The sequence below is a fragment of the Janthinobacterium silvisoli genome (assembly GCF_014200725.1).
Classification (GTDB): Bacteria; Pseudomonadota; Gammaproteobacteria; order Burkholderiales; family Burkholderiaceae_D; genus Janthinobacterium.
Map to the genome: position 1 here is coordinate 225,210 of NZ_JACHCL010000002.1, position 19,234 is coordinate 244,443.

16 protein-coding genes are annotated in these 19,234 nt (G+C 62.3%); 5 read left to right on the plus strand and 11 right to left on the minus strand.

All coding sequences use genetic code 11. The features are described 5' to 3' along the window. Nucleotides 1–48 precede the first annotated feature (48 nt). From HDE75_RS11180 to HDE75_RS11210, 7 genes are all read right to left on the minus strand, one after another. A complete protein-coding gene (locus tag HDE75_RS11180; protein ID WP_183677676.1) occupies nt 49–447 on the minus strand; it encodes a DUF1842 domain-containing protein in 399 nt (132 codons plus the stop codon). Nucleotides 448–765: 318 nt separating this feature from the next. Next, a complete protein-coding gene (gene msrA, locus HDE75_RS11185; RefSeq protein ID WP_183677674.1) occupies nt 766–1,278 on the minus strand; it encodes a peptide-methionine (S)-S-oxide reductase MsrA in 513 nt (170 codons plus the stop codon). Between the two features lie 41 nt (nt 1,279–1,319). Next, the gene (locus tag HDE75_RS11190; protein WP_183677672.1) at nt 1,320–2,687 is read right to left on the minus strand and encodes an MBL fold metallo-hydrolase; all 1,368 of its coding nucleotides are present in this window, start codon (nt 2,685–2,687) and stop codon (nt 1,320–1,322) included. Between the two features lie 71 nt (nt 2,688–2,758). Then, nucleotides 2,759–3,733 (minus strand): porphobilinogen synthase, encoded by a 975-nt coding sequence (gene hemB, locus HDE75_RS11195; RefSeq protein WP_183677670.1) that lies wholly within the window; start codon nt 3,731–3,733, stop codon nt 2,759–2,761. A gap of 160 nt (nt 3,734–3,893) precedes the next feature. Next, nucleotides 3,894–5,264 (minus strand): sensor histidine kinase, encoded by a 1,371-nt coding sequence (locus HDE75_RS11200; protein WP_183677668.1) that lies wholly within the window; start codon nt 5,262–5,264, stop codon nt 3,894–3,896. 20 nt (nt 5,265–5,284) lie between these two features. Next, complete coding sequence (locus HDE75_RS11205; RefSeq protein ID WP_221291845.1) at nt 5,285–6,019, minus strand: winged helix-turn-helix domain-containing protein; 735 nt, start codon at nt 6,017–6,019, stop codon at nt 5,285–5,287. A gap of 18 nt (nt 6,020–6,037) precedes the next feature. Continuing rightward, nucleotides 6,038–6,943, minus strand: a complete 906-nt coding sequence (locus tag HDE75_RS11210; protein ID WP_183677666.1) for a LysR family transcriptional regulator — start codon at nt 6,941–6,943, stop codon at nt 6,038–6,040. 96 nt (nt 6,944–7,039) lie between these two features. Between HDE75_RS11210 and HDE75_RS11215 the strand changes: the two genes are divergently transcribed. The 3 genes from HDE75_RS11215 to leuD are packed head-to-tail and all read left to right on the plus strand — an operon-like array spanning nt 7,040 to nt 9,999. After that, a complete protein-coding gene (locus HDE75_RS11215) occupies nt 7,040–7,939 on the plus strand; it encodes an alpha/beta fold hydrolase (RefSeq protein ID WP_183677664.1) in 900 nt (299 codons plus the stop codon). Nucleotides 7,940–7,948: 9 nt separating this feature from the next. Continuing rightward, a complete protein-coding gene (gene leuC / locus HDE75_RS11220; protein ID WP_183677662.1) occupies nt 7,949–9,376 on the plus strand; it encodes a 3-isopropylmalate dehydratase large subunit in 1,428 nt (475 codons plus the stop codon). After that, on the plus strand, nt 9,373–9,999 hold the full coding sequence (gene leuD / locus HDE75_RS11225; RefSeq protein WP_183677659.1) for a 3-isopropylmalate dehydratase small subunit: 627 nt from the start codon (nt 9,373–9,375) through the stop codon (nt 9,997–9,999). Before leuC ends, leuD begins: the two co-directional genes overlap by 4 nt. On the opposite strand, the gene HDE75_RS11230 is transcribed toward leuD, so the two are convergent. Continuing rightward, entirely contained in the window at nt 10,000–10,395 is a 396-nt protein-coding gene (locus HDE75_RS11230; RefSeq protein ID WP_183677657.1) for a hypothetical protein, read from the minus strand. Between the two features lie 245 nt (nt 10,396–10,640). Between HDE75_RS11230 and HDE75_RS11235 the strand changes: the two genes are divergently transcribed. Beyond that, nucleotides 10,641–11,462 carry a DUF481 domain-containing protein gene (locus HDE75_RS11235; protein WP_183677655.1) on the plus strand — a complete coding sequence of 274 codons (822 nt, stop codon included), beginning with the start codon at nt 10,641–10,643 and terminating at the stop codon, nt 11,460–11,462. A gap of 14 nt (nt 11,463–11,476) precedes the next feature. After that, on the plus strand, nt 11,477–13,372 hold the full coding sequence (locus HDE75_RS11240) for an esterase/lipase family protein (RefSeq protein WP_221291846.1): 1,896 nt from the start codon (nt 11,477–11,479) through the stop codon (nt 13,370–13,372). A gap of 256 nt (nt 13,373–13,628) precedes the next feature. Here the strand turns inward: HDE75_RS11240 and HDE75_RS11245 are convergent, their stop codons facing one another. From HDE75_RS11245 to HDE75_RS11255, 3 genes are all read right to left on the minus strand, one after another. Further along, the gene (locus HDE75_RS11245) at nt 13,629–14,624 is read right to left on the minus strand and encodes a response regulator (protein WP_221291847.1); all 996 of its coding nucleotides are present in this window, start codon (nt 14,622–14,624) and stop codon (nt 13,629–13,631) included. Between the two features lie 25 nt (nt 14,625–14,649). Beyond that, entirely contained in the window at nt 14,650–18,357 is a 3,708-nt protein-coding gene (locus HDE75_RS11250; RefSeq protein WP_260173953.1) for a PAS domain S-box protein, read from the minus strand. 451 nt (nt 18,358–18,808) lie between these two features. Beyond that, nucleotides 18,809–19,177, minus strand: a complete 369-nt coding sequence (locus HDE75_RS11255) for a hypothetical protein (protein ID WP_183677651.1) — start codon at nt 19,175–19,177, stop codon at nt 18,809–18,811. Between the last annotated feature and the right edge of the window lie 57 nt (nt 19,178–19,234).

Sequence of the window (19,234 nt, forward strand, 5' to 3'; positions counted from 1 at the left end):
TCAGGAACGCCGCCGGTGTATCAATATAGCAAGATGCCGATGTTTCGATTATCCGCGTGGTTTGATCGGCACATCCTTCACGACTTGATCGCCATAGGTGAAGGTGCCGCGGCCTGTCCAGTCATTATCGGTGACGAAAGTAGCCGTGAACTTGGCCAGATAGGTACCGATGGCGGGTGGCGGCACGGACACCGTATATTCGCCGCTCAAGGTAAACACACGCGTGTAATTTTGCAAACCCAATCCGTGCGCGTGGCCGCTGACGGGACGGATCACCACGCGGCCATTTGGTGGAGCGATGGCCTGTGCAATCAGCGCCTCGCCGCTTAGCGCGCCATCGGCCGAGTTGTACAGCACAGCCAGATTCAGGATCGGGGCACCGGGCGAGCCCAGATTGCCGGCCGTCAGATACAGGTGTTCGACCACGTTTTGTTCAGGTGTTGCCATTATCTACTCCTTTTCGGGTGATGACTCCTGAGCCATGAAAGAGATCGCGGATCGCGACAGGCGCTGGCGATGGCCTTGCCGAAGGTGAGCTTACATGCAAGTCATTCGGCACTCTGCAACCATCATAGGTGCAATTTTAATGTCAATATACTCACATTATTGCCTTGTATTTCGGGAGTTTTATGCACGCCCATCAGAAAGCGGTTTGTTGGCGAAACGTGGCAACACCATTTGATCTGTCGCAAAGATTGTGCAGATAGAGAGCAGAAATAAAAACGCCCGGCTAAGCGGGCGTTTGGATAAAACAAGCAGGCTTTGTTAGCCGCGCTGCGGCAGCACCCAGTCCGGGCGCACGAAATGGCAGGTATAGCCATTTGGCAAGCGCTCCAGGTAATCCTGGTGCTCGGGCTCTGCTTGCCAGAATGGGCCGGCCGCTTCCACTTGCGTGACGACCTTGCCTGGCCACAGGCCGGAAGCATCGACATCGCGGATGGTGTCCTGCGCTACCTGCTTTTGCGCTTCGCTGGTGTAGAAAATGGCCGAGCGGTAGCTGGTGCCCAGGTCATTGCCCTGGCGATTTTCCGTGCTGGGGTCGTGGATCTGGAAAAAGAATTCGAGGATCTTGCGATAGCTGATGACGGCTGGATCGAAGACGATTTCGATAGCTTCGGCGTGCGTGCCATGGTTGCGGTAGGTGGCGTTGGCCACGTCGCCGCCGCTGTAGCCCACGCGCGTAGTCAGCACGCCCGGATAACGGCGCAGCAAGTCTTGCACGCCCCAGAAGCAGCCGCCTGCCAGGATGGCGGTTTCAGTGTTGTTGTCATGTGCCATGGTGGTTGGTTCCTTGTTCAACATTACGTAAAACAGCCATCTTACCGCGTCGTGGATTTTTCGGCTGGCCGTGCCAGCAAACGCTGGAGTTGCGCCGCCTGATAAGCGCCGATGGCGTCGTTGAACAGGCAGCGTATCAAGGGATCGTCAACGATATCGGCTTCGTCCAGCAGCGCCTGCGTGGCCGCATCGAAAGCATGATCGTTGATGCGCATATACATCGACGTCAGCGATTCACCGAGCACCAGCGCCGCATGGCACTTCACCAGCGGTACTTCGGTAGTCCAGCCGGGCGCCTCGTCCGTCTGTTCCACCAGCGCGATCTGGTCGCCATGCGTGCGGTAATAAAGCACGGTGGCCGCACCGTCATGGCCATACAACGACAAGCGCCACAGCCGCGGCGCCTGGAAATAGCTGTCCTCAGCCAGTTCCATGTCGCGATAGCGCTGCAGCAAGCCCTCACGGCAAAAATCCAGCACCAGCGCGGCGTCAGGCTCGCTCAAGGGCGCGAAGCGGCGCGCGATGTCCGCCGTGGCGGGCGGGATCAAGCCGGGCCGGTAATCGAAGTCCACATCCTGCGGCCCCACCGGGATCACCCACGGCAGCGGCGCGGCGGGTGTCAAGCTCTCGCGATCGAGCAGCACAGAGGTGGATGGATCGAGCCTGAGTATCTGCGCATCGGGCAGCGCGGCGCCGATTTCCTGCGCAAACTGGCGATAGCTGACGGGGAACATGGCGTGGTTATACCAGGACCAGTCTTCCTGCACGAACTGGCAGGAACTGGGCACGATGTAGCGCGGCGCCAGCGCGCGCAGCTGCGGCAGCCAGTCGTCGGGCAGCTCCACCGGACCTGGAATGGCGCGTGATGGCGCGATCACGGCGATTTCACGCATGGTCTGGAAGGGCCACAAGACCATGTCCCATGGCGCGTAGGCCGCCAGTTGCGCGATGGTTTCAGGGCCGATCCAGGAATCGACCACGTTCAAGACATTCAGGCCCGCCGCCCGCACCTGGAACAGGGAATCGACATCATCGTCTAACGCGCGGCGCGCGATAATCTCGATGCTGCCCACCTGCACCGGCAGATCGACCTGCAGGCGGTGCACCTGCGCAAAGCCCAATGCTTTGATCATCGCGAACAGCTCGTCGAACACGCAATACAAGTAGATGGGCGTGCTGCGGTCGAATTGATCGAGGCTGTCGAGCGACAGATGATCGTCATGCAAATGCGAGATGAAGATCGCATCGAGGCGCAGGCTGCGCACCTGTTCCAGCTCGAAGCGCACGGAGGGAAACGCGTGGCAGTTGCGGCTGAACGGATTTTCGACGATGGGATCGAAAGCGATGGACGTGCCATCGTTTTCAAAGACATAACCAGCGTGCAGGATGCGGGAGATTTTCAGGGACATGGGCAGCTTATTATTCAACAGCGCGCCATCATAGCGGAAATGGCGCGCCCTGCCCTATTCAAGCCGATTTCTTAGTATGGATTGGTCAGTACATCCATCGCAAAATAGCTAAAGATCATGTCAGCGCCCGCACGCTTGATGGCGCCCAGGGTTTCCTGCACCACGCGGCGTTCATCGATGGCGCCTGCCTGTGCGGCAAACTTGATCATCGCGTATTCGCCGCTGACCTGGTAGGCGCCGATCGGCAAACGCGTCACTTCGCGCAGGTCGCGGATGATGTCCAGGTAGGCGCCGGCTGGCTTGACCATCAGCGCATCGGCGCCTTCGGCTTCATCGATCAGCGATTCACGGATCGCTTCGCGGCGGTTCATCGGATCCATCTGGTAGGTTTTACGGTCGCCCTTCAGGGTGCTGCCGGCCGCATCGCGGAACGGGCCATACAAGCCCGATGCAAACTTGGTCGAATAGGCCATCACGGGCGTGTCGTGGAAACCGGCCGCATCGAGTGCGCTGCGGATGGCGGCCACCTGGCCATCCATGGCGGCCGATGGCGCGATGATGTCGGCGCCCGCCTGCGCGGCGATCACGGCTTGCTTGCCCAGGTTGAGCACCGTGCTGTCATTGTCGACCGTGTCGCCATGCAGGATGCCGCAATGGCCGTGATCCGTATATTCGCAGAAGCAGGTGTCGGACATGACCACCATTTCGGGCACGGCGTCCTTGATGATGCGCGACATGCGCGCCACCAGGCCGTCCGGGTTCAGCGTGTCGCTGCCGTGGCTATCCTTGTGGTGCGAAATGCCGAAGGTCATGACGGAGCGCAGGCCTGCGCGCGCATAGCGCTCGACTTCCTGCGCCAGCTTCGCTTCAGGGATACGGCGCACGCCGGGCATGGAGGCGATCTCGATAAAGTCGCTGCTGCCTTCATCGACGAAGATCGGCAGGACCAGGTCGCGCGCGTTGATTTCGGTTTCGCGGAACAGCTCGCGCAATTGGGGCGTTGCGCGCAGGCGGCGCATGCGCGAGGTAGGGAAAGTTGCTGACATGGGATGACCGGCTTCAGGTTAAGAACGCCGACAAGTATACGCCCATCGCGGCGCTTTTGCCTGGCGCGGCGTTGAAAATGGCATCGAAGTCAAGAAACGCCGGCAATGTGCAGTTGTGAGGGCCGGCCGCGCCATGCGAGGCCAGCCTGACGCGACCCATCTAACGCAGCAGGCGCAAACGGATGCACAGGCCAGGCGCAGCATCCTCGATCACCAGGCTGCCGCCATGCAGAGCCGCGATGGCGGCCACGATGGACAGGCCCAGGCCATTGCCGGGCAGGTGGCGGCTCTTGTCGAGACGATAAAATCGCTGTGTCAGTTTCGGCAATTCTTCGGCCGGCACGCCGGGCCCGTTGTCGCGCACGGCCAGCCAGCTGCCGTTTTCATCCGTACCGGCCGACACTTCCACCGTCGCACCGGAGCCCGCATATTTGATGGCGTTATCGACCAGGCTGGCCAGCGCGCTGCCCAGCAGATTGCGGTCGCCGCGCGCCGGCACGTCCTGGCCATACATCTGCACCAGCAGCACGCCGCGCTCGTCGGCCGTGGCTTCGTACATTTCCACGATGTCAGCGCCGATCTGGTGTAAATCGATGTCGCTGAAATTCTCGGGCCGCATGCCCGATTCCGCGGCGGCAATCTGCAGCAGCTTGTCGAACACCTGCGTCAATTCATCGATATCGTCGATAGCCGCCTGCGCCGCCAGCGCGTGGCCTTCACGCGTCTGCACCTCGGCAGCGACGCGCAAGGCGCCATCGAGCTTGTTGCGTATGCGCCCCAGCGGCGTGCGCAAGTCGTGCGCAATCGCGTTTGAAACGTGGCGCACGCCTTCCATCAGGTGTTCGATGCGATCCAGCATGCGGTTGATGTCACGGCTCAGCAAACCGAATTCATCGTCGCTGGACACGGGAATGCGCCGGCTCAAATCACCAGCCTCGATTTCGGCCGCCGTAAGGCGGATGCGCCCGATGCGCGCTTCGAGCTGGCGCCGGAACAGCAGCGCACCAGCCACCGCCAGCAACACGGCTGCGCCACCGCCAAAGGCCAGCGAACGCACCACCAGGCTGCGGATCGATTCGCCCTCTTCCATGTCGCGCCCCACGAACAGGCGCGCGCCACCATCGAGGTCGCGGATCAGCAAGCGCGCAGGCACGCGGCGGCCTTCGCGCGTCACCTCGCGGTGCAGCAGCCGGCCCACCGGGCTGGTCGGGTCTGGCCAGGCGGACAGGTTGCCGGAGATGCGCTTGCCATCGGCGCCCACCAGCAGGAAAATTTCGGTGTCGCTATCGGTGCGGTCGGTCAGCAAATGGGCGATTTCAGCGGAAACGGCGGCGCCGCCATCGCCCACATCGTACAGCGAAGCCAGGCGCCCGGACAGCATCACCAGCTTGTGATCCACGCTGCGGTCCAGCACGCCGATGGTGCCGACATAAAACACGCCGCAGACGACCGCGATCGACAGCGCCGTCAGCAAGCCATAGCCCAGCGCCAATCGGGCGGCGATCGAGCGGTGTATATTATGCACTGCCATGACGCCTCCGCGCAGCCTCATTACACTCCATCGAGCACGCCCAGCGTATAGCCCACGCCGCGCACCGTGTGGATCAGCGCAGGCGCGAATTCCTTGTCGATCTTGGTGCGCAGGCGGCTGACCTGCACGTCGATGACGTTGGTCTGCGGGTCAAAATGGTAGTCCCACACGGCTTCGAGCAGCATGGCGCGCGTGACGGATTGTCCCTGGTGGCGCATCAGGTATTCCAATAAACGGAACTCACGCGGCTGCAGCGCGATCTGGCGGTTGGCGCGCGTGACGCGCATGGTGCGCATGTCGAGCACCAGGTCGGCCACTTGCAATTGGGTAGCGTCCGGCACCGGCGCGGCGCGGCGCAGCAGCGCCTCGATGCGCGCCAGCAGTTCAGCGATGGCGAACGGTTTCGACAGATAATCGTCGCCGCCGCTGCGCAGGCCGCGCACGCGCTCGTCGACGCTCGACAGCGCCGACAGCACCAGCACCGGCGTATTGCGGCCCAGGCCGCGCAGGCGCGCGACGATCGCCAGGCCATCGAGCTCGCCAGGCAGCAGGCGGTCCAGTATCAGGGCGTCCCACTCTTCGCCGCAGGCCAGGCGCATGCCGTCGATGCCGTTGTCGCAGGCGGTGACGTCGTGGCCCGCCTCGCGCAAGCCGGCGCAAATATAACGGGATGTATCGGCTTCGTCTTCGATGACCAGGCAGCGCACGGGGTATTCCTTGTAAAAATGGAGTAAATCGGTGAATACGCGCAGCATACGCCAGGCGGCGGCCGCTTACCAGTCCTGCCGTGCGGTGGTAGCGAAATGGCGCTGCAGGAAATCGATAAACGCCGTCACCCTCGCCGACAGGTTCAGCTTTTCCGGATACACGGCAAAGATGTCGGCCGGCGCCAGGCTCCACTCGGGCAGCACGCGCACCAGCCGGCCCGAACGCAGATACGGCGCCACGTCCCACTGCGAGCGCTGCACGATGCCCTGCCCGTCCAGCGCCCAGTCGAGCGCAATCTCGCCATGGTTGGTACTGAGCTTGCCGCGCACCTTGACGCTTTCCTGGGTCCGGCCCTGGTACAAGGTCCAGTGGCCGTAGGCAGCGTCATTTTCACGCAGCACGATGCACTGGTGGCGGGCCAGGTCACGCGGCACGGCAAGCGGAATTTTACCGCGCAAATACTGGGGCGCCGCGCACAGCCAGCGTTCATTGGCCGCGATACGGCGCGCATATAGCCGCGCATCGGGCAGCGCGCCGATGCGGATGCCCACATCGAAGGCCGTGTCAGCCAGGTTGGCGGGCCGGTCGCTGACCTGCAGCTGCACTTCCACCTCGGGATAGTCGCGGACAAACGCAGTAATCGCCGGACCGATATGACGCCGCCCGAAGCCGATGCTGGCATTTACCCGCAACAGGCCGCGCGGTACGGCGCGGCTGGCCGCCACCGTGCTTTCCAGCTCCTCGAGCTCGGCCAGGATGCGCGAGCCTTGGGCAAAATACAGCTCGCCCTCCTGTGTCACGCTCATGCGGCGGGTGCTGCGGTTCAGCAGGCGCACGCCCAGCCGCGCTTCCAGGCTGGCCAGGGTCTTGCTGATCACAGGCGGCGTGACGCCCATTTCGCGCGCTACCGCCGCCATGCTGCCATGCTTGACCAGCATGGCAAAGAAAGCCAGATCTGAAACGGCACTCATTCTTTACCCCAAAGAAAGAATAGGTTTATCTTGGACGCATTATATAGCATTGAAACTATCCTAGAATGCAGCTATACCTACACCGCAGGAGACTCCATGTTCGAGCATTTCACTTCCCACACCCTAGATGTCGATGGCTCGCCCGTACACTATGTGCGCGGCGGTTCCGGCCCCGCCCTGCTGCTCTTGCACGGCCACCCGCAAACCCACGTCATCTGGCACAAGGTGGCAGACCAGCTGGCGCGCCACTTCACGGTGATCGCCGCCGACCTGCGCGGTTATGGCGACAGCGCCAAGCCGGCCGGCTTGCCTGACCACAGCAATTATTCGAAACGCGAAATGGGCAATGAACAAGTGCGGCTGATGCAACTGCTGGGCTTTGAGCATTTCTTGGTAATGGCGCATGACCGTGGCGGCCGGGTCGCCTACCGCATGGCGCTGGACCACCCTGAACGCATCACCCGCCTGGTGGTGCTCGACATCGCCCCTACCCTGGCCATGTATGAAAAAACCGACCGACAGTTCGCCACCAGCTACTTTCACTGGTTTTTCCTGATCCGCCCGGCGCCGTTTCCCGAGCTGCTGGTGAGCGGCAACCCGGACGCCTACCTGCAATACACCATCGGCGAGCGCTCGGCCGGACTGGCGCCGTTCACGCCGGAAGCCTACGCCGAATACCTGCGCTGCCTGCGCGACCCGGCCACCATCCACGGCATATGCGAAGACTACCGGGCCAGCGCCAGCATCGACCTGGAACATGAACGGGCCGACCTGGCCGCCGGCAAGCGCATCACTTGCCCCATGCTGGCCCTGTGGGGCGCCGATGGCGTGGTTGGGCGCTGCTTCGACCCACTGGCCGAATGGCAGTTGCTGGCGGAACAGGTACAGGGGCAGGCCCTGCCCTGTGGCCATTACATCCCCGAAGAGAACCCGGCCGGACTGCTGGCCGCCACCCTGCCCTTCCTGCTGGGCCAAACACAGACGCCTATTAACTGAAAGCCAGCCATGACTTCCCAGCCAGCCACGCTTTACCAGAAACTGGTCGACGCGCACACCGTCGAACACCTCGACGCGGACCACGTGCTGTTGTACGCCGACCTGCATATCATGAACGAATACACCAGCCCGCAAGCTTTCAGCAGCCTGCATGACAAGCAGCGCGCCGTGCTGCGCCCCGCCCAGCAGCTGGCCGTCGTTTCGCACATCATTCCCACGGCACCGCTGGCGGTCGGCCAGCGCGTGATCGGCGACCCTGCGTCCAGCCTGCTGGCGCTCAATCTGCGCCGCAACTGCGAACGCCATGGCATCCGCCTGTTCGACACCAATGACATCGACCAGGGCATAGAACACATCATCGCGCCGGAACAGGGCCTGGTACGTCCCGGCATGGTGATCCTGTGCGGCGACAGCCATACCACCACCTATGGCGCGCTGGGCGCGCTGGGCTTTGGCGTGGGCACTTCCGAAGTCGAACATATCCTGGCCACGCAAACGCTGGTCTACCGGGTGGCGCAGAGCATGCGCATCCGCATCGATGGCCAGCTGGCGCGCGGCACTTCCGTCAAGGACCTGACCTTGTACCTGATCAGCCGCCTGGGCGCCCAGGGCGCGCGCGGTTATGCGGTGGAATTCTGCGGCTCGGCCATAACTGCGCTGTCCGTCGAGGCGCGCATGACCTTGTGTAATATGGCGGTGGAAGCAGGCGCCCGCGCCGCGCTGATCGCACCCGATGCAGCAACCCGCGCCTACCTGCGCAGCCACGCCGCCCCCTTCCAGCACGGTGACTTTCCCGCGCTGTGGGACGAACTGCATAGCGATCTTGACGCCATGTTCGACCTGGAACATGTGTTCGACGCCAGCGAAGTCGCGCCCTATGTCACCTGGGGCACCAGCCCGGACCAGGGCATGCCCGTCAATGCGCGCATACCCGGCCCGGACTCGCAATCGGCCAATACGGACCCGCATGCGCCAGCGATGGCGCGCAAGGCGCTCGCTTACATGGGACTGCAAGCCGGTGAACCCATCATGGGACTGCCGGTCGACCGCGTCTTCATCGGTTCGTGCACGAATAGCCGCATCGAAGATCTGCGCGCTGCTGCCGCCATCGTCGGCACGCACAAGGTCGCCCCCAAGGTGCGCGCCATGGTGGTGCCGGGTTCAGGCGCCGTGCGCCGCCAGGCCGAGGCGGAAGGCCTGGCCGACATCTTCATCGCCGCCGGTTTCGAGTGGCGCCAGCCGGGCTGCTCGATGTGCCTGGCCATGAACGACGATGTGCTATCGCCGCTGGAGCGCTGCGCTTCGACCACCAACCGCAATTTCGAAGGACGGCAAGGCCGCGCCAGCCGCACCCATCTGATGAGTCCTGCGATGGCCGCCGCGGCCGCGATCACGGGCGTCATCAGCGACGTCCGCACACTGGAGCACGCACAATGAGCAAGCCTACTGAAAAACTGACCTCGATCGCCGGCCTGGCGGCGCCGCTACTGATCGATAACCTGGACACCGACCAGATCATGCCCAAGCAATTCCTGCGCACCATCAGCAAGGAAGGACTCGATAAAGGCTTGCTGTACGACTTGCGCTTCGATGGCGACGGCCAGCCGCGCACCGACTGCATCCTGAACCAGCCGGGCTACGAAGCTACGCGCATCCTGATCGCCGGTTCGAATTTCGGTTGTGGTTCCAGCCGCGAACACGCCGTGTGGGGCTTGCAGCAGTTCGGCATCGCCGCCGTGATCGCCCCCAGCTATGGTGAAATCTTCTATGGCAATGCGCTCAATAACCGTTTGCTGCCCATCATGCTGGAGCAAGCGGCCATCGATGCGCTGGTCGCCGCGTTGGCGCAGGCAGAACAAGCTACGCTGGAGATCGACTTGCTGGCGCTGACGATACGCGCGCCGGATGGTTCGCTCACGCCATTCGCGCTGGCGCCGCGCAGCAGGCGCATGCTGGTCGACGGCCTGGACATGGTCGCGCTGACCTTGCAATCACTGCCGCAGATTGAAGTCTTCGAACAGCGCCATGTGGCGGCGCAGCCGTGGATGCGGGTCTTGTAGCTAATTACATTTGCCGCGCAGCTTGGCGATCGCCACGAAGGGTAACGCATACATGCCAACCACGCCGACGGGCCCGATGTTGGTTGGCTGACGCTTCAGGCCATCCGGGTGCAGGCAATCGGGCACTTTCGCTTCACTGAAGGCGGCGGCGAATTTTTCATATTTATCGGCGCGTATCGTCACTTGCTGCATCGCGGGCTGGCCCTCGGCCGCATTGGCCTCTTCCGCCAGCACGGCATGGACGGCGTCGCGTATCATAGGCTGCGTCAGTTGCGGTGCAACTGGCGCGGCCGTGGTTGCAGCCGCAGGCAAAACGGGGACTGGCACGGAAGCGGGCGTCTGTGCACGGGCAAAGCCAGCGGCCAGCAAGGCCAGGCTGCAAACCAGCTTTTTCATCGTTTGACTATCCAGGACCAGGGGAATAATCACTATACCAGCATTCCCGCGCTACGCAAGATGGCGGGCGATCAGCGGATTGGGTACAGGCTCAGGTACAATACGGCCTCGACAATGATAGGCCGCGCCCGAGCACATGGTGTGGATACCCCGAGCCGGCGGCCTTCAGCGTCATCGCTAACCAATTGACGAACCGCAGGCAGTGTGCCGCCGCCGGCGCACTGGCCAAAGACACGCTTATAGCCATGAAATCGACTACCTCTCTCGCACTGGCGCTGGCATTGGCCATCGCTCACGGCGGCGCTTACGCCATCGAAGCTACCGACGCCAAAGATACCAAAGATAGCAAGGACAGCAAACCGATCAAACAAACCGTGCTGTTCGACGAAATCCCCATCGGCAGCTGGGCCACCTCGGCCGAACTGGGCGCCATCACCACCACCGGCAATACCGTGGGTACTTCGGTGACTGGCAAGATCGATGCACGCCAGGAGCTCGACAACTGGAGTAACCAGTATATTTTCAGTGGCTACTTCAAGGAAGACGAAACCACCGATACTGAAGGCCAGAAGATCCGCGAACGCTCGGCCGAACGCTTCTCGGCCTCTGCCAAGGCAGCCTACAAGCTGACGACGGAAAATGAAAAGCTGTTCGTGCTGGCCTCGCACGTCAACGACCGCTTCGGCGCCTATACCAGATACTCTACCCTGGCAGTCGGTCACGGCTCGCGCTGGTACCAGTCGGACGACAAGAGCGTAGACGTGGAAATCGGTCCAGGCTACTTCAACGGCACCTCGGAAACCGGCGAATCGGAACATGGGCTGACGATACGTGGCGCAGCCGCCATGAAATGGAAAATCAGCCAGTCCGCTTTGTTCTCGCAAACGGTCAGCGTCGAACGGGGTACCTCGAACACCCACTCGATTGCCGAAACAGCGCTCAGTACCAAGATCAACGGCACCATGCAGATGAAGGCCGCCTTCAGCGCCCGCAGCGACACGCACGTCCCTGAAGACAAGAAAAACACCGATACACAGACTTCGCTGACGCTGGTGTATTCGTTCTGAGGCAGCAGACACCCATGCTGGTGCGCGCAGGTGGCCTGAGGAATAAGCCGAGGAGTGGGCTGAAAAGCAGCCTGCTGCTGTGCGCCGCGCTGATGCTGAGCGGCTGCGCGGCAGTCACCGTCAGCTCGATCTCGCCCGCCGATTATCTGCAGCAGCGGCGCGGCGACATCCTCACCACCGGCAAACTGAGCGCCTCGGCCAACGAAGTGCTGCGCATTATCGGCAGCGACATCGCCGCCTGCGAGGCCAATGCCGGCTCCTGCCGCGCCGACCTGGCCCGCTCCGAATTGCTCAGCGACGAGCAGCGCCTGGCGACCCTGTCCGAACTATGGCTGGAAAGCGCACTGGCCGAAGAAAAACGCGATGCAAAGAACAATGCCGATGTGCTGGCCGCCTGGCTGGAATCGGCCCGCTATGCCTACGCCTACCTGTTTTACACGGCGCGCTCGCCCGGTGAGCGGGCGTTCGAAGAGCGCCAGACGCAGATCCGCGATTACTATAACTATGCCGTGCAAAAAGCCGTCGGCAACCTGTTCCACCACCGCAGCGAATATCGCCCCGATGGCAAGGTGATCCGGGTGGCGGGCTGGGATATCGACAGCGAATTGTCGGCCCTGCGCCTGCCGCACGACGGCACCCTGCCGGAAGAACTGCTGCCGGCCACCTCATTGAAATTTTCCGGCCTGCGCAATGTCTACCGCCGCGACGGCTTCGGCGCCGACCTGGTGGCCGTCATGCCCAAGCCCGCACCCGCGTCCAGCGCGGAAGTGCCCTACCAGGAAACGCGCTTCCCGGTCGTCACAGCGCTGATCCGCTTCGAAGGCAAGAGCCTCACCGAAGTGCTGGCAACACAGCAGCTGATGATCGTGCTGGCCGACCCCTACCGCAACGCAAGTATCAGCATGGCTGGCCGCGAACTGCCCGTGGCCGCCAACTTCACGGCCGGCTATGGCTTGTGGCTGGCCCGCTCCGGCTTTGGCGTGCAGGCGCTGCGCACCCTGTTTGGCCGCGCCGAAGGCATCGCGCGCCCGCAGGTACACCTGATGCAGCCTTACGATCCGGCCAAGCGCACTATCGTCATGCTGCATGGCCTGGCCAGCAGCCCGGAAGCGTGGATCAATGTGGCCAATGAACTGATGGGTGACGAACAGCTGCGCCGCCGCTACCAAATCTGGCAAGTGTATTACCCCAGCAATGCGCCGCTGGCAGCCAACAACCTGGCCATCCGCCAGGCGCTCGATGCCACGCTGGCCCACTTCGACCCATCGGCCAGGGCGGCTGCCTCGAACGAGATGGTCTTGATCGGCCACAGCATGGGCGGCGTGCTGTCGCGCCTGATGGTCTCGAACGCCAGCACCACCCTGCTTGACGCGATCACCGAAGAATACAATTTGAAGGGCAAGAAGGCGGAAAAAGTGCGTGCCGGCCTGGCGCCCTACCTGGAATTTGGCGCCATGCCACAAGTGAACCGCGCCATCTTCATCGCCGCACCGCACCGCGGCACCTCGTTCGCCAACCACAAGGTGGCGCGCTGGATCGCCAATCTGGTCACCCTGCCGATCACCATGCTGGACCAGTTTTCGGACGCCGTCGGCAGCCTGGCGCAGCTTGACACGGGCAGCAGCGAACCGCTGCGTATCCCCAACAGCATCGATAACCTCAGCGACAAGGACCCATTTGTGCGCCTGGTGGCCGACCTGCCGATCAGCCGACAGGTGCGCTACTACTCCATCATGGGCAACGACACGCCGGACTTACCGCTACTTGAATCGAGCGACGGCGTCGTGCCCTACGCCAGCGCCCACCTGGACGGCGCGCAATCCGAGAAAGTCATCCCCTCCTGGCACAGCGTGCAGGAAAGCCCGCAGGCGATCCTGGAAATACGGCGGATTTTGAGGCTGGCTGACTGAGGGGCCTAGCTGTATCTTGCAGACGATACCTGCACGGCGGCCTGGGTAACGACGCCAAGCTTCTTTAAAAAAGTGCGGGCCTGAGTCGCGGGCCTGAGAAAACGGCCAGGGCTGCGTTGCTTGGGCTTGCCGTACATGCTGCGCCCTACGCGCCTTGCCCTGACCATTTTTCAGGCTCGCTGGGCCCGGGTAGCCTTTATCAAGGACTTGGGCCTATTCGAATTTTGTTGGCTGACATACGTTATAGACGACTAATTCAAGCCGGCTCGCGCCACTGCTCCTTGATCGCCAATATCGCCGGCAATTGCGCGATAAACAGTTCGACCAGTTCCGGGTCGAAGTGCGTGCCGCTGTCGCGGCGCATGGTGGCGATGGTCTCTTCCACGCTCCATGCCGGCTTGTAGGGCCGCTCGCTGGTGAGGGCGTCGAACACGTCGGCGATCGCCACGATCCGCCCTTCATGGGGGATTTCCTCGCCCTTCAAGCCATGCGGATAACCGCTGCCATCCCATTTTTCATGGTGCGTCAGGGCGATGGTGCGGGCCATCTTCAGCAGGCCGTCCGCGTGCTCGCCGATGATGGCGGCGCCGATCTCGGCATGGCTGCGCATGATCTTCCATTCCTCGGCATCGAGCTTGCCCGGCTTTTGCAGGATGGCGTCCGGGATACCGATCTTGCCTACGTCGTGCATGGGCGCCGCAGTCAGCAGATCCTCGGCCTGCGCCGCGCTGTAGCCGGCTGCCAGCGCCAGCTGGCGTGCGTAATAGCTCATGCGGATGACGTGCATGCCCGTCTCGTTATCCTTGTACTCGGCCGCCTGGCCCAGGGTCTGGATCACTTGCAGGCGCGAGCGACGCAATTCCTGGGCGTCGACCAGCGACAGATGCGTGCGCACACGAGCCCGCACGATGGGCGGGCTGACCGGCTTGGTGATGTAGTCGACGGCGCCCGCCTCGAAACCATCTGCCTCGTCTTTCACGTCGCACAGGGCGGTGACGAAAATGACGGGGATGGCGGCCGTCAGCGGTATCGCCTTGAGGCGGCGGCACACGTCATAGCCCGTCATGTCAGGCATCATGATGTCGAGCAGGATCAGTTCAACGGCATTGTTTTGCGCCAGTTCCAGCGCCTTGGCGCCATCCTTGGCATATAGCAGGCGGTAGTCATCCTGCAGAATCTGCCGCAGCACCTGCAGGTTGGTCGCTTCATCGTCGACCAGCAGCAGGGTCGGTTTTTGTTCGGGTAATTTCATCGTCATTATCTTGTTGTTACCATGTTCAATCAGCCAGGGTGTTTTGCACCTGCGCCTGCAGCCACGCCTGCATGTCCTGCAGCACGGCGACGGCACGCGCGAATTCGAAATCATCGACGGCAGTGCTCAGCGCCTGCAACTGGCGCTGCTGGCCATGTGGCGCCAGCAAGGTTGCGATCTGCGTCATCAGGACGTCGTCCAGCTGCCCGCCTTCCAGGCTGGCGATGGCCAGGCGCAGCAAGCCATCGGCGGCTACACGGTCCAGTACTGGCGCATCTGCTTGCGGCGCTTCAAGCATGGACTCGTCGTTTTCTCCGCCTGCCAATTCAGCTTCCAGCGCAAGGAAGGCAGCGGTCAGTTGCTCCAGCAAGCCGCTCACATCGTCCTCGCGCGAGATGGCTTGTTCCAGCCGCGCCAGGATGCTGCCCAGCTGCGGCAGGCACAGGTTGGCGGCGGCGCCTTTTACGCGGTGCAGCAAGTGGCCAGCCACGCTGGTGTCGCCGCGCGCCAGTTCAGCGGCCAGCAGGCTCGCACAGTCGCCATTGGCTTGCACGAAACGCAAGATGGCGCGCCGCAAGGCTTCATGGCTGCCCCACAGGGCGACGCCGCGCGGCCAGTCGATCTGCTCAGACCCTGCCACAGCGCCTGGCGCCGCGCCGGCTGGCATGTGCGGCGCCGGCACGGTGATATCGAGCAGGCGCGCGATTTCCGCCGTCAGCTTGTGCATTTCCAGCGGTTTTGAGGCGAAGCCATTCATGCCGGCCATCTGCGCCGCGCGCCGGTCCTGTTCCAGTACGCTAGCCGTCAGGGCGATAATCGGTGTCGTCTTCAAGCCCTGTTCGCGTTCATGCACGCGTATCAAACGGGTCGCTTCCAGGCCATCCATGCGCGGCATCTGCACATCCATCAGGACGATGTCGAAACTGCCAGTACGGTATTCGCGCACGGCGCTTTCGCCATCGCTGGCAGCGATCACCTGGTGCCCTGCAGCGCCCAGGCTGATCAGCAGCAGTTCGACGTTCTGCGGCACGTCGTCGGCGGCAAGGATGCGCAGCGGCGGCAAGGCCACCACCGGCTGCTCGCTGCGGCGCAAGACAGACTTCCCGGCCACCAGCGGCAGCAGCACGTGGAATACGCTGCCCTCGCCCAAGGTACTTTCGACCGTGATGGAGCCCTTCATGAGCTCGACCAGCTGGCGCGAAATCGTCGTGCCCAGGCCGGTGCCACCGAAGCGCCGGCTCATTGAGGAATCGGCTTGCGTGAACGGGGCGAAGATTTTTTCCAGGCGGTCGGCCGGTATGCCGATGCCTGTGTCGTGCACGGCGATATGCACCAGATCGCCCTGCATGTCGACCGCCACGCGCACATGGCCCGCCTCGGTGAACTTGACGGCGTTGCCGATCAGATTCGTCAGCACTTGCTGGATGCGCCGCGCGTCGCCCAGGAAGAACTGGCCGATGCCGGGATCGTAGTCCACATGCAGCGCCAGGTTGCGCGACTGCGCCGTGATGCGCAGCGATGCGGCCACGTGGTCGACCAGGTCGGGCAGCGAAAAATCCACCAGTTCCAGTTCGGTCGCGCCTTTTTCCAGCTTGGCCGTGTCCAGAATATCGTTCAGCAGTTCCAGCAGCGAGCGGGCCGACTGGCGCACCGTGGTCAGGTGGCGCCGCTGCAGGGTGTCCAGGGCCGTGCCCAACAACACTTCCGTAAAGCCGATGATGGCATTCATCGGCGTGCGGATTTCATGGCTCATATTGGCCAGGAAGCTGGTCTTCGATTCAGCCGCCAGTTCGGCCCGGTCTTTCGCGGCGCGCAGGTTTTCCTGCATGGCGCGCCGGTCGCTGACGTCGGTGGCGAACTTCACCACCTTGAAAGGCTTGCCATCCGTATTGAAGATGGGATTGTACGACGCCTGTATCCACAACTGCTTGCCGCCCTTGCCGATGCGCTTGTATTCGGCGGCGTCGAACTCGCCATTGGCCAGCCGCTGCCAGAACGCCGGGTAGGCAGGCGTGGCGACATAGGCGGCTTCACAGAACAGGCTGTGGTGCTGCCCCAGCACTTCCTCAAGCTCGTAGCCGACCAGTTCCAGGAAATTTTCGTTGGCCGCCAGCACGCGTCCGTGCAAGTCGAATTCGATGACGGCCAGCGCGCGCGAGATGGCCGTGACCTTGCCCTCGTATTCGGCGTTGCGCAATTCACTTTCCGTAATGTCGAGAATCACGCCATCGATCCAGCGCACCATGCCGTCCTTGTCGAGCACCGGGCCGCTGCTTTCGCGCACCCAGCGCTCGCGTCCATCGCGATGCATGATGCGGTAGACGTTTTCAAAGTCGCGCTTTTCACTGGCCGCCTGCAGGCAATTTTCGTTGACACGCTGGCGGTCATCGGGATGCACCAGGTCGAACAGGGTGACCCGGCCGGCGGCAAAGTCTTCCGGCATCCAGCCCGTCAAGCCATACACGGCATCGCTGATGAAGAGCATCTGCCAGTCGGGGGCGAAACTGGAATGGAAGGAGACGCCGGGGATATTGCGGATCAGCGTGCGGTACTGGCGTTCGCTGTCTTGCAGCGCCTGCGCCATGTCGCGCGAGGAGCGCATGTCCGTCACGAAGGCCACGAACAGGGGTCTGCCCGGCATATCGATCTTGCCGATGGCAACCCGTATGGGCAGCATGGTGCCATCACGGTGGCGCCCATCGAGTTCGCGCCCGCTATCGAGGATATGCGATACGCCCGTCGCCAGATAATCGCGCAAAAAACCCTGGTAACGCACAGCGTCGGTATCCTGCAGCAGCACACTGGCGTCGCGTCCGACGATTTCAGCTTCGCGCCAGCCAAACAGGGCTTCGGCGGCCGGATTGAAGGAACGCACCTTGCCGTGGCCATCGATGGTGATCAAGCCATCGGCCGCCGTATCGACAATCGCGCGCAAACGCGATTCGCTGGCACTGGCATGGCGCAATAGCTGGCGGTAGCGCAGCAAGCCATTGGCGGCTGCGACAAAAACAGTCAGGGTGACCGTGATCAGCGCCACGGCCAGCGCCACGAACGAAGCATGGACGGTAAAAGTGTTGTCGCCCATCTCAGGCGTCCCGGCGAAACGCGCCGCCAGCATGCCAGTGTAATGCATGCCCGAAATGGCCAGGCCCATCACCAGGCTGCTCAACAACAAAGTCGTCATCGGATGCAAGCGCTGGCGCCAGGCGTTCAGGCCAAAGCGCACCCACAGCGCCAGCATGGCCATCGCCACCGCCACCAGGATCGACAAGGCAAACAGCCATGGCTGGTAATGCAGGGTCAGCGAAGACTGCATGGCCGCCATGCCGCTGTAATGCATGGAGCCGATGCCCAGGCCCACCAGCACGCCCCCCACCACCAGTTGCCGCCAATTGATCTCTGGCCGCGCCAGCAAATGCAGCGCCACCCAGGACGCCGCCATGCCAGGCAACATCGACAGCAACGTCAGGGTAGGCTCGAAGCTGACGCGGGTGCAGATATCAAAGGCCAGCATGCCGATGAAATGCATGGACCAGATGCCGCCGCCCAGCGCAATGGCGCCCGTGACGATGGCGGTCTGGCGCTGGAAGCCGCGCTCGCTGCTGCGCGCCATGCCGGCAATCTGCAATGCCATGAACGAGGCAAAGATGGCGATCGCGATGGAAAACAGCACCAGTTTGGTGTCGAAGGTACCGTACTGATAAGGCATCGAAGGCGGGGCTTCGCTAAACATGGAACTGAACATAATGTCGTAACGCGTGAGCGTGATGATGAACGTGCCACCAGGCACAGGTGCACTGCACACTTGATTAGCTAAGCGGCAAAGCAGCGAAAATAACAACGGAAAGAATCGACCGGATGATGACTTGGTCATCACGCCCTCGCCCGGCGCGCGGGGTAGGCTTCTTCAGATGGAAAAAGCGGAATGCATACCAACCCTGGCGCGTGCTACTGGCGGCCAGCGTGACAATGATTTTTCAAGCAGCCGTGAGTATAGTTGCTTTACAAAAATATTCATAGGACTTCAGCAAGACCATTGTCCGAAAAATAAGCCTGTACGATCAGGATGCAACAAGCTGTATCTGCGGCACTTGAAGCAGTACCGGGACCAGCCGCATGGCTTTCACGAGCATAAGGCTAACTCCACGCGGGATATTGATGCACGGCAACGCTTCGGCCATATCTCAGGCAGCAGGCCCCAGCATGCGGCGATACCAGGCCAGTTGCTCGCGCGTCAGGTAATTGGCGCCGTCGCCATGCAGGATGATGATTTCAATTTCAGGCGGTATCGAGGCGATCAGTTGCTGGCCAGTCACGGGAATCTTGGGGTAGGCGATACCATCCAGGAAAACCAGGTCTTCGGCCACCGTCACGCACAGGCGCTCCCGATTGGGAGATGGCACCAGAAACAAATCTATCTGCTCGCTTTGACCACCGACCACCACATGCAGCTGGGCACGCAGCAGCTCGGGAAGGACCAGCTCGATATTGTTTTCAAGGCGGGATTGCTGGAAGGCGTGTTTGAGTGGTGTCAAAGGTGGGATAACAGACATGGGCAGCGTTTCGAATGAAACGCCGCAGTGTAGCAGAGGCGCCGCCACGGCACGCCC

What these genes read in the sequence shown, in the direction of transcription:
- HDE75_RS11180 (WP_183677676.1), bottom strand. Translation starts at nt 447, where the DNA reads ATGGCAACACCTGAACAAAACGTGGTCGAACACCTGTATCTGACGGCC.
- msrA (WP_183677674.1), bottom strand. Translation starts at nt 1,278, where the DNA reads ATGGCACATGACAACAACACTGAAACCGCCATCCTGGCAGGCGGCTGC.
- HDE75_RS11190 (WP_183677672.1), bottom strand. Translation starts at nt 2,687, where the DNA reads ATGTCCCTGAAAATCTCCCGCATCCTGCACGCTGGTTATGTCTTTGAA.
- hemB (WP_183677670.1), bottom strand. Translation starts at nt 3,733, where the DNA reads ATGTCAGCAACTTTCCCTACCTCGCGCATGCGCCGCCTGCGCGCAACG.
- HDE75_RS11200 (WP_183677668.1), bottom strand. Translation starts at nt 5,264, where the DNA reads ATGGCAGTGCATAATATACACCGCTCGATCGCCGCCCGATTGGCGCTG.
- HDE75_RS11205 (WP_221291845.1), bottom strand. Translation starts at nt 6,019, where the DNA reads ATGCTGCGCGTATTCACCGATTTACTCCATTTTTACAAGGAATACCCC.
- HDE75_RS11210 (WP_183677666.1), bottom strand. Translation starts at nt 6,943, where the DNA reads ATGAGTGCCGTTTCAGATCTGGCTTTCTTTGCCATGCTGGTCAAGCAT.
- HDE75_RS11215 (WP_183677664.1), top strand. Translation starts at nt 7,040, where the DNA reads ATGTTCGAGCATTTCACTTCCCACACCCTAGATGTCGATGGCTCGCCC.
- leuC (WP_183677662.1), top strand. Translation starts at nt 7,949, where the DNA reads ATGACTTCCCAGCCAGCCACGCTTTACCAGAAACTGGTCGACGCGCAC.
- leuD (WP_183677659.1), top strand. Translation starts at nt 9,373, where the DNA reads ATGAGCAAGCCTACTGAAAAACTGACCTCGATCGCCGGCCTGGCGGCG.
- HDE75_RS11230 (WP_183677657.1), bottom strand. Translation starts at nt 10,395, where the DNA reads ATGAAAAAGCTGGTTTGCAGCCTGGCCTTGCTGGCCGCTGGCTTTGCC.
- HDE75_RS11235 (WP_183677655.1), top strand. Translation starts at nt 10,641, where the DNA reads ATGAAATCGACTACCTCTCTCGCACTGGCGCTGGCATTGGCCATCGCT.
- HDE75_RS11240 (WP_221291846.1), top strand. Translation starts at nt 11,477, where the DNA reads ATGCTGGTGCGCGCAGGTGGCCTGAGGAATAAGCCGAGGAGTGGGCTG.
- HDE75_RS11245 (WP_221291847.1), bottom strand. Translation starts at nt 14,624, where the DNA reads ATGAAATTACCCGAACAAAAACCGACCCTGCTGCTGGTCGACGATGAA.
- HDE75_RS11250 (WP_260173953.1), bottom strand. Translation starts at nt 18,357, where the DNA reads ATGTTTAGCGAAGCCCCGCCTTCGATGCCTTATCAGTACGGTACCTTC.
- HDE75_RS11255 (WP_183677651.1), bottom strand. Translation starts at nt 19,177, where the DNA reads ATGTCTGTTATCCCACCTTTGACACCACTCAAACACGCCTTCCAGCAA.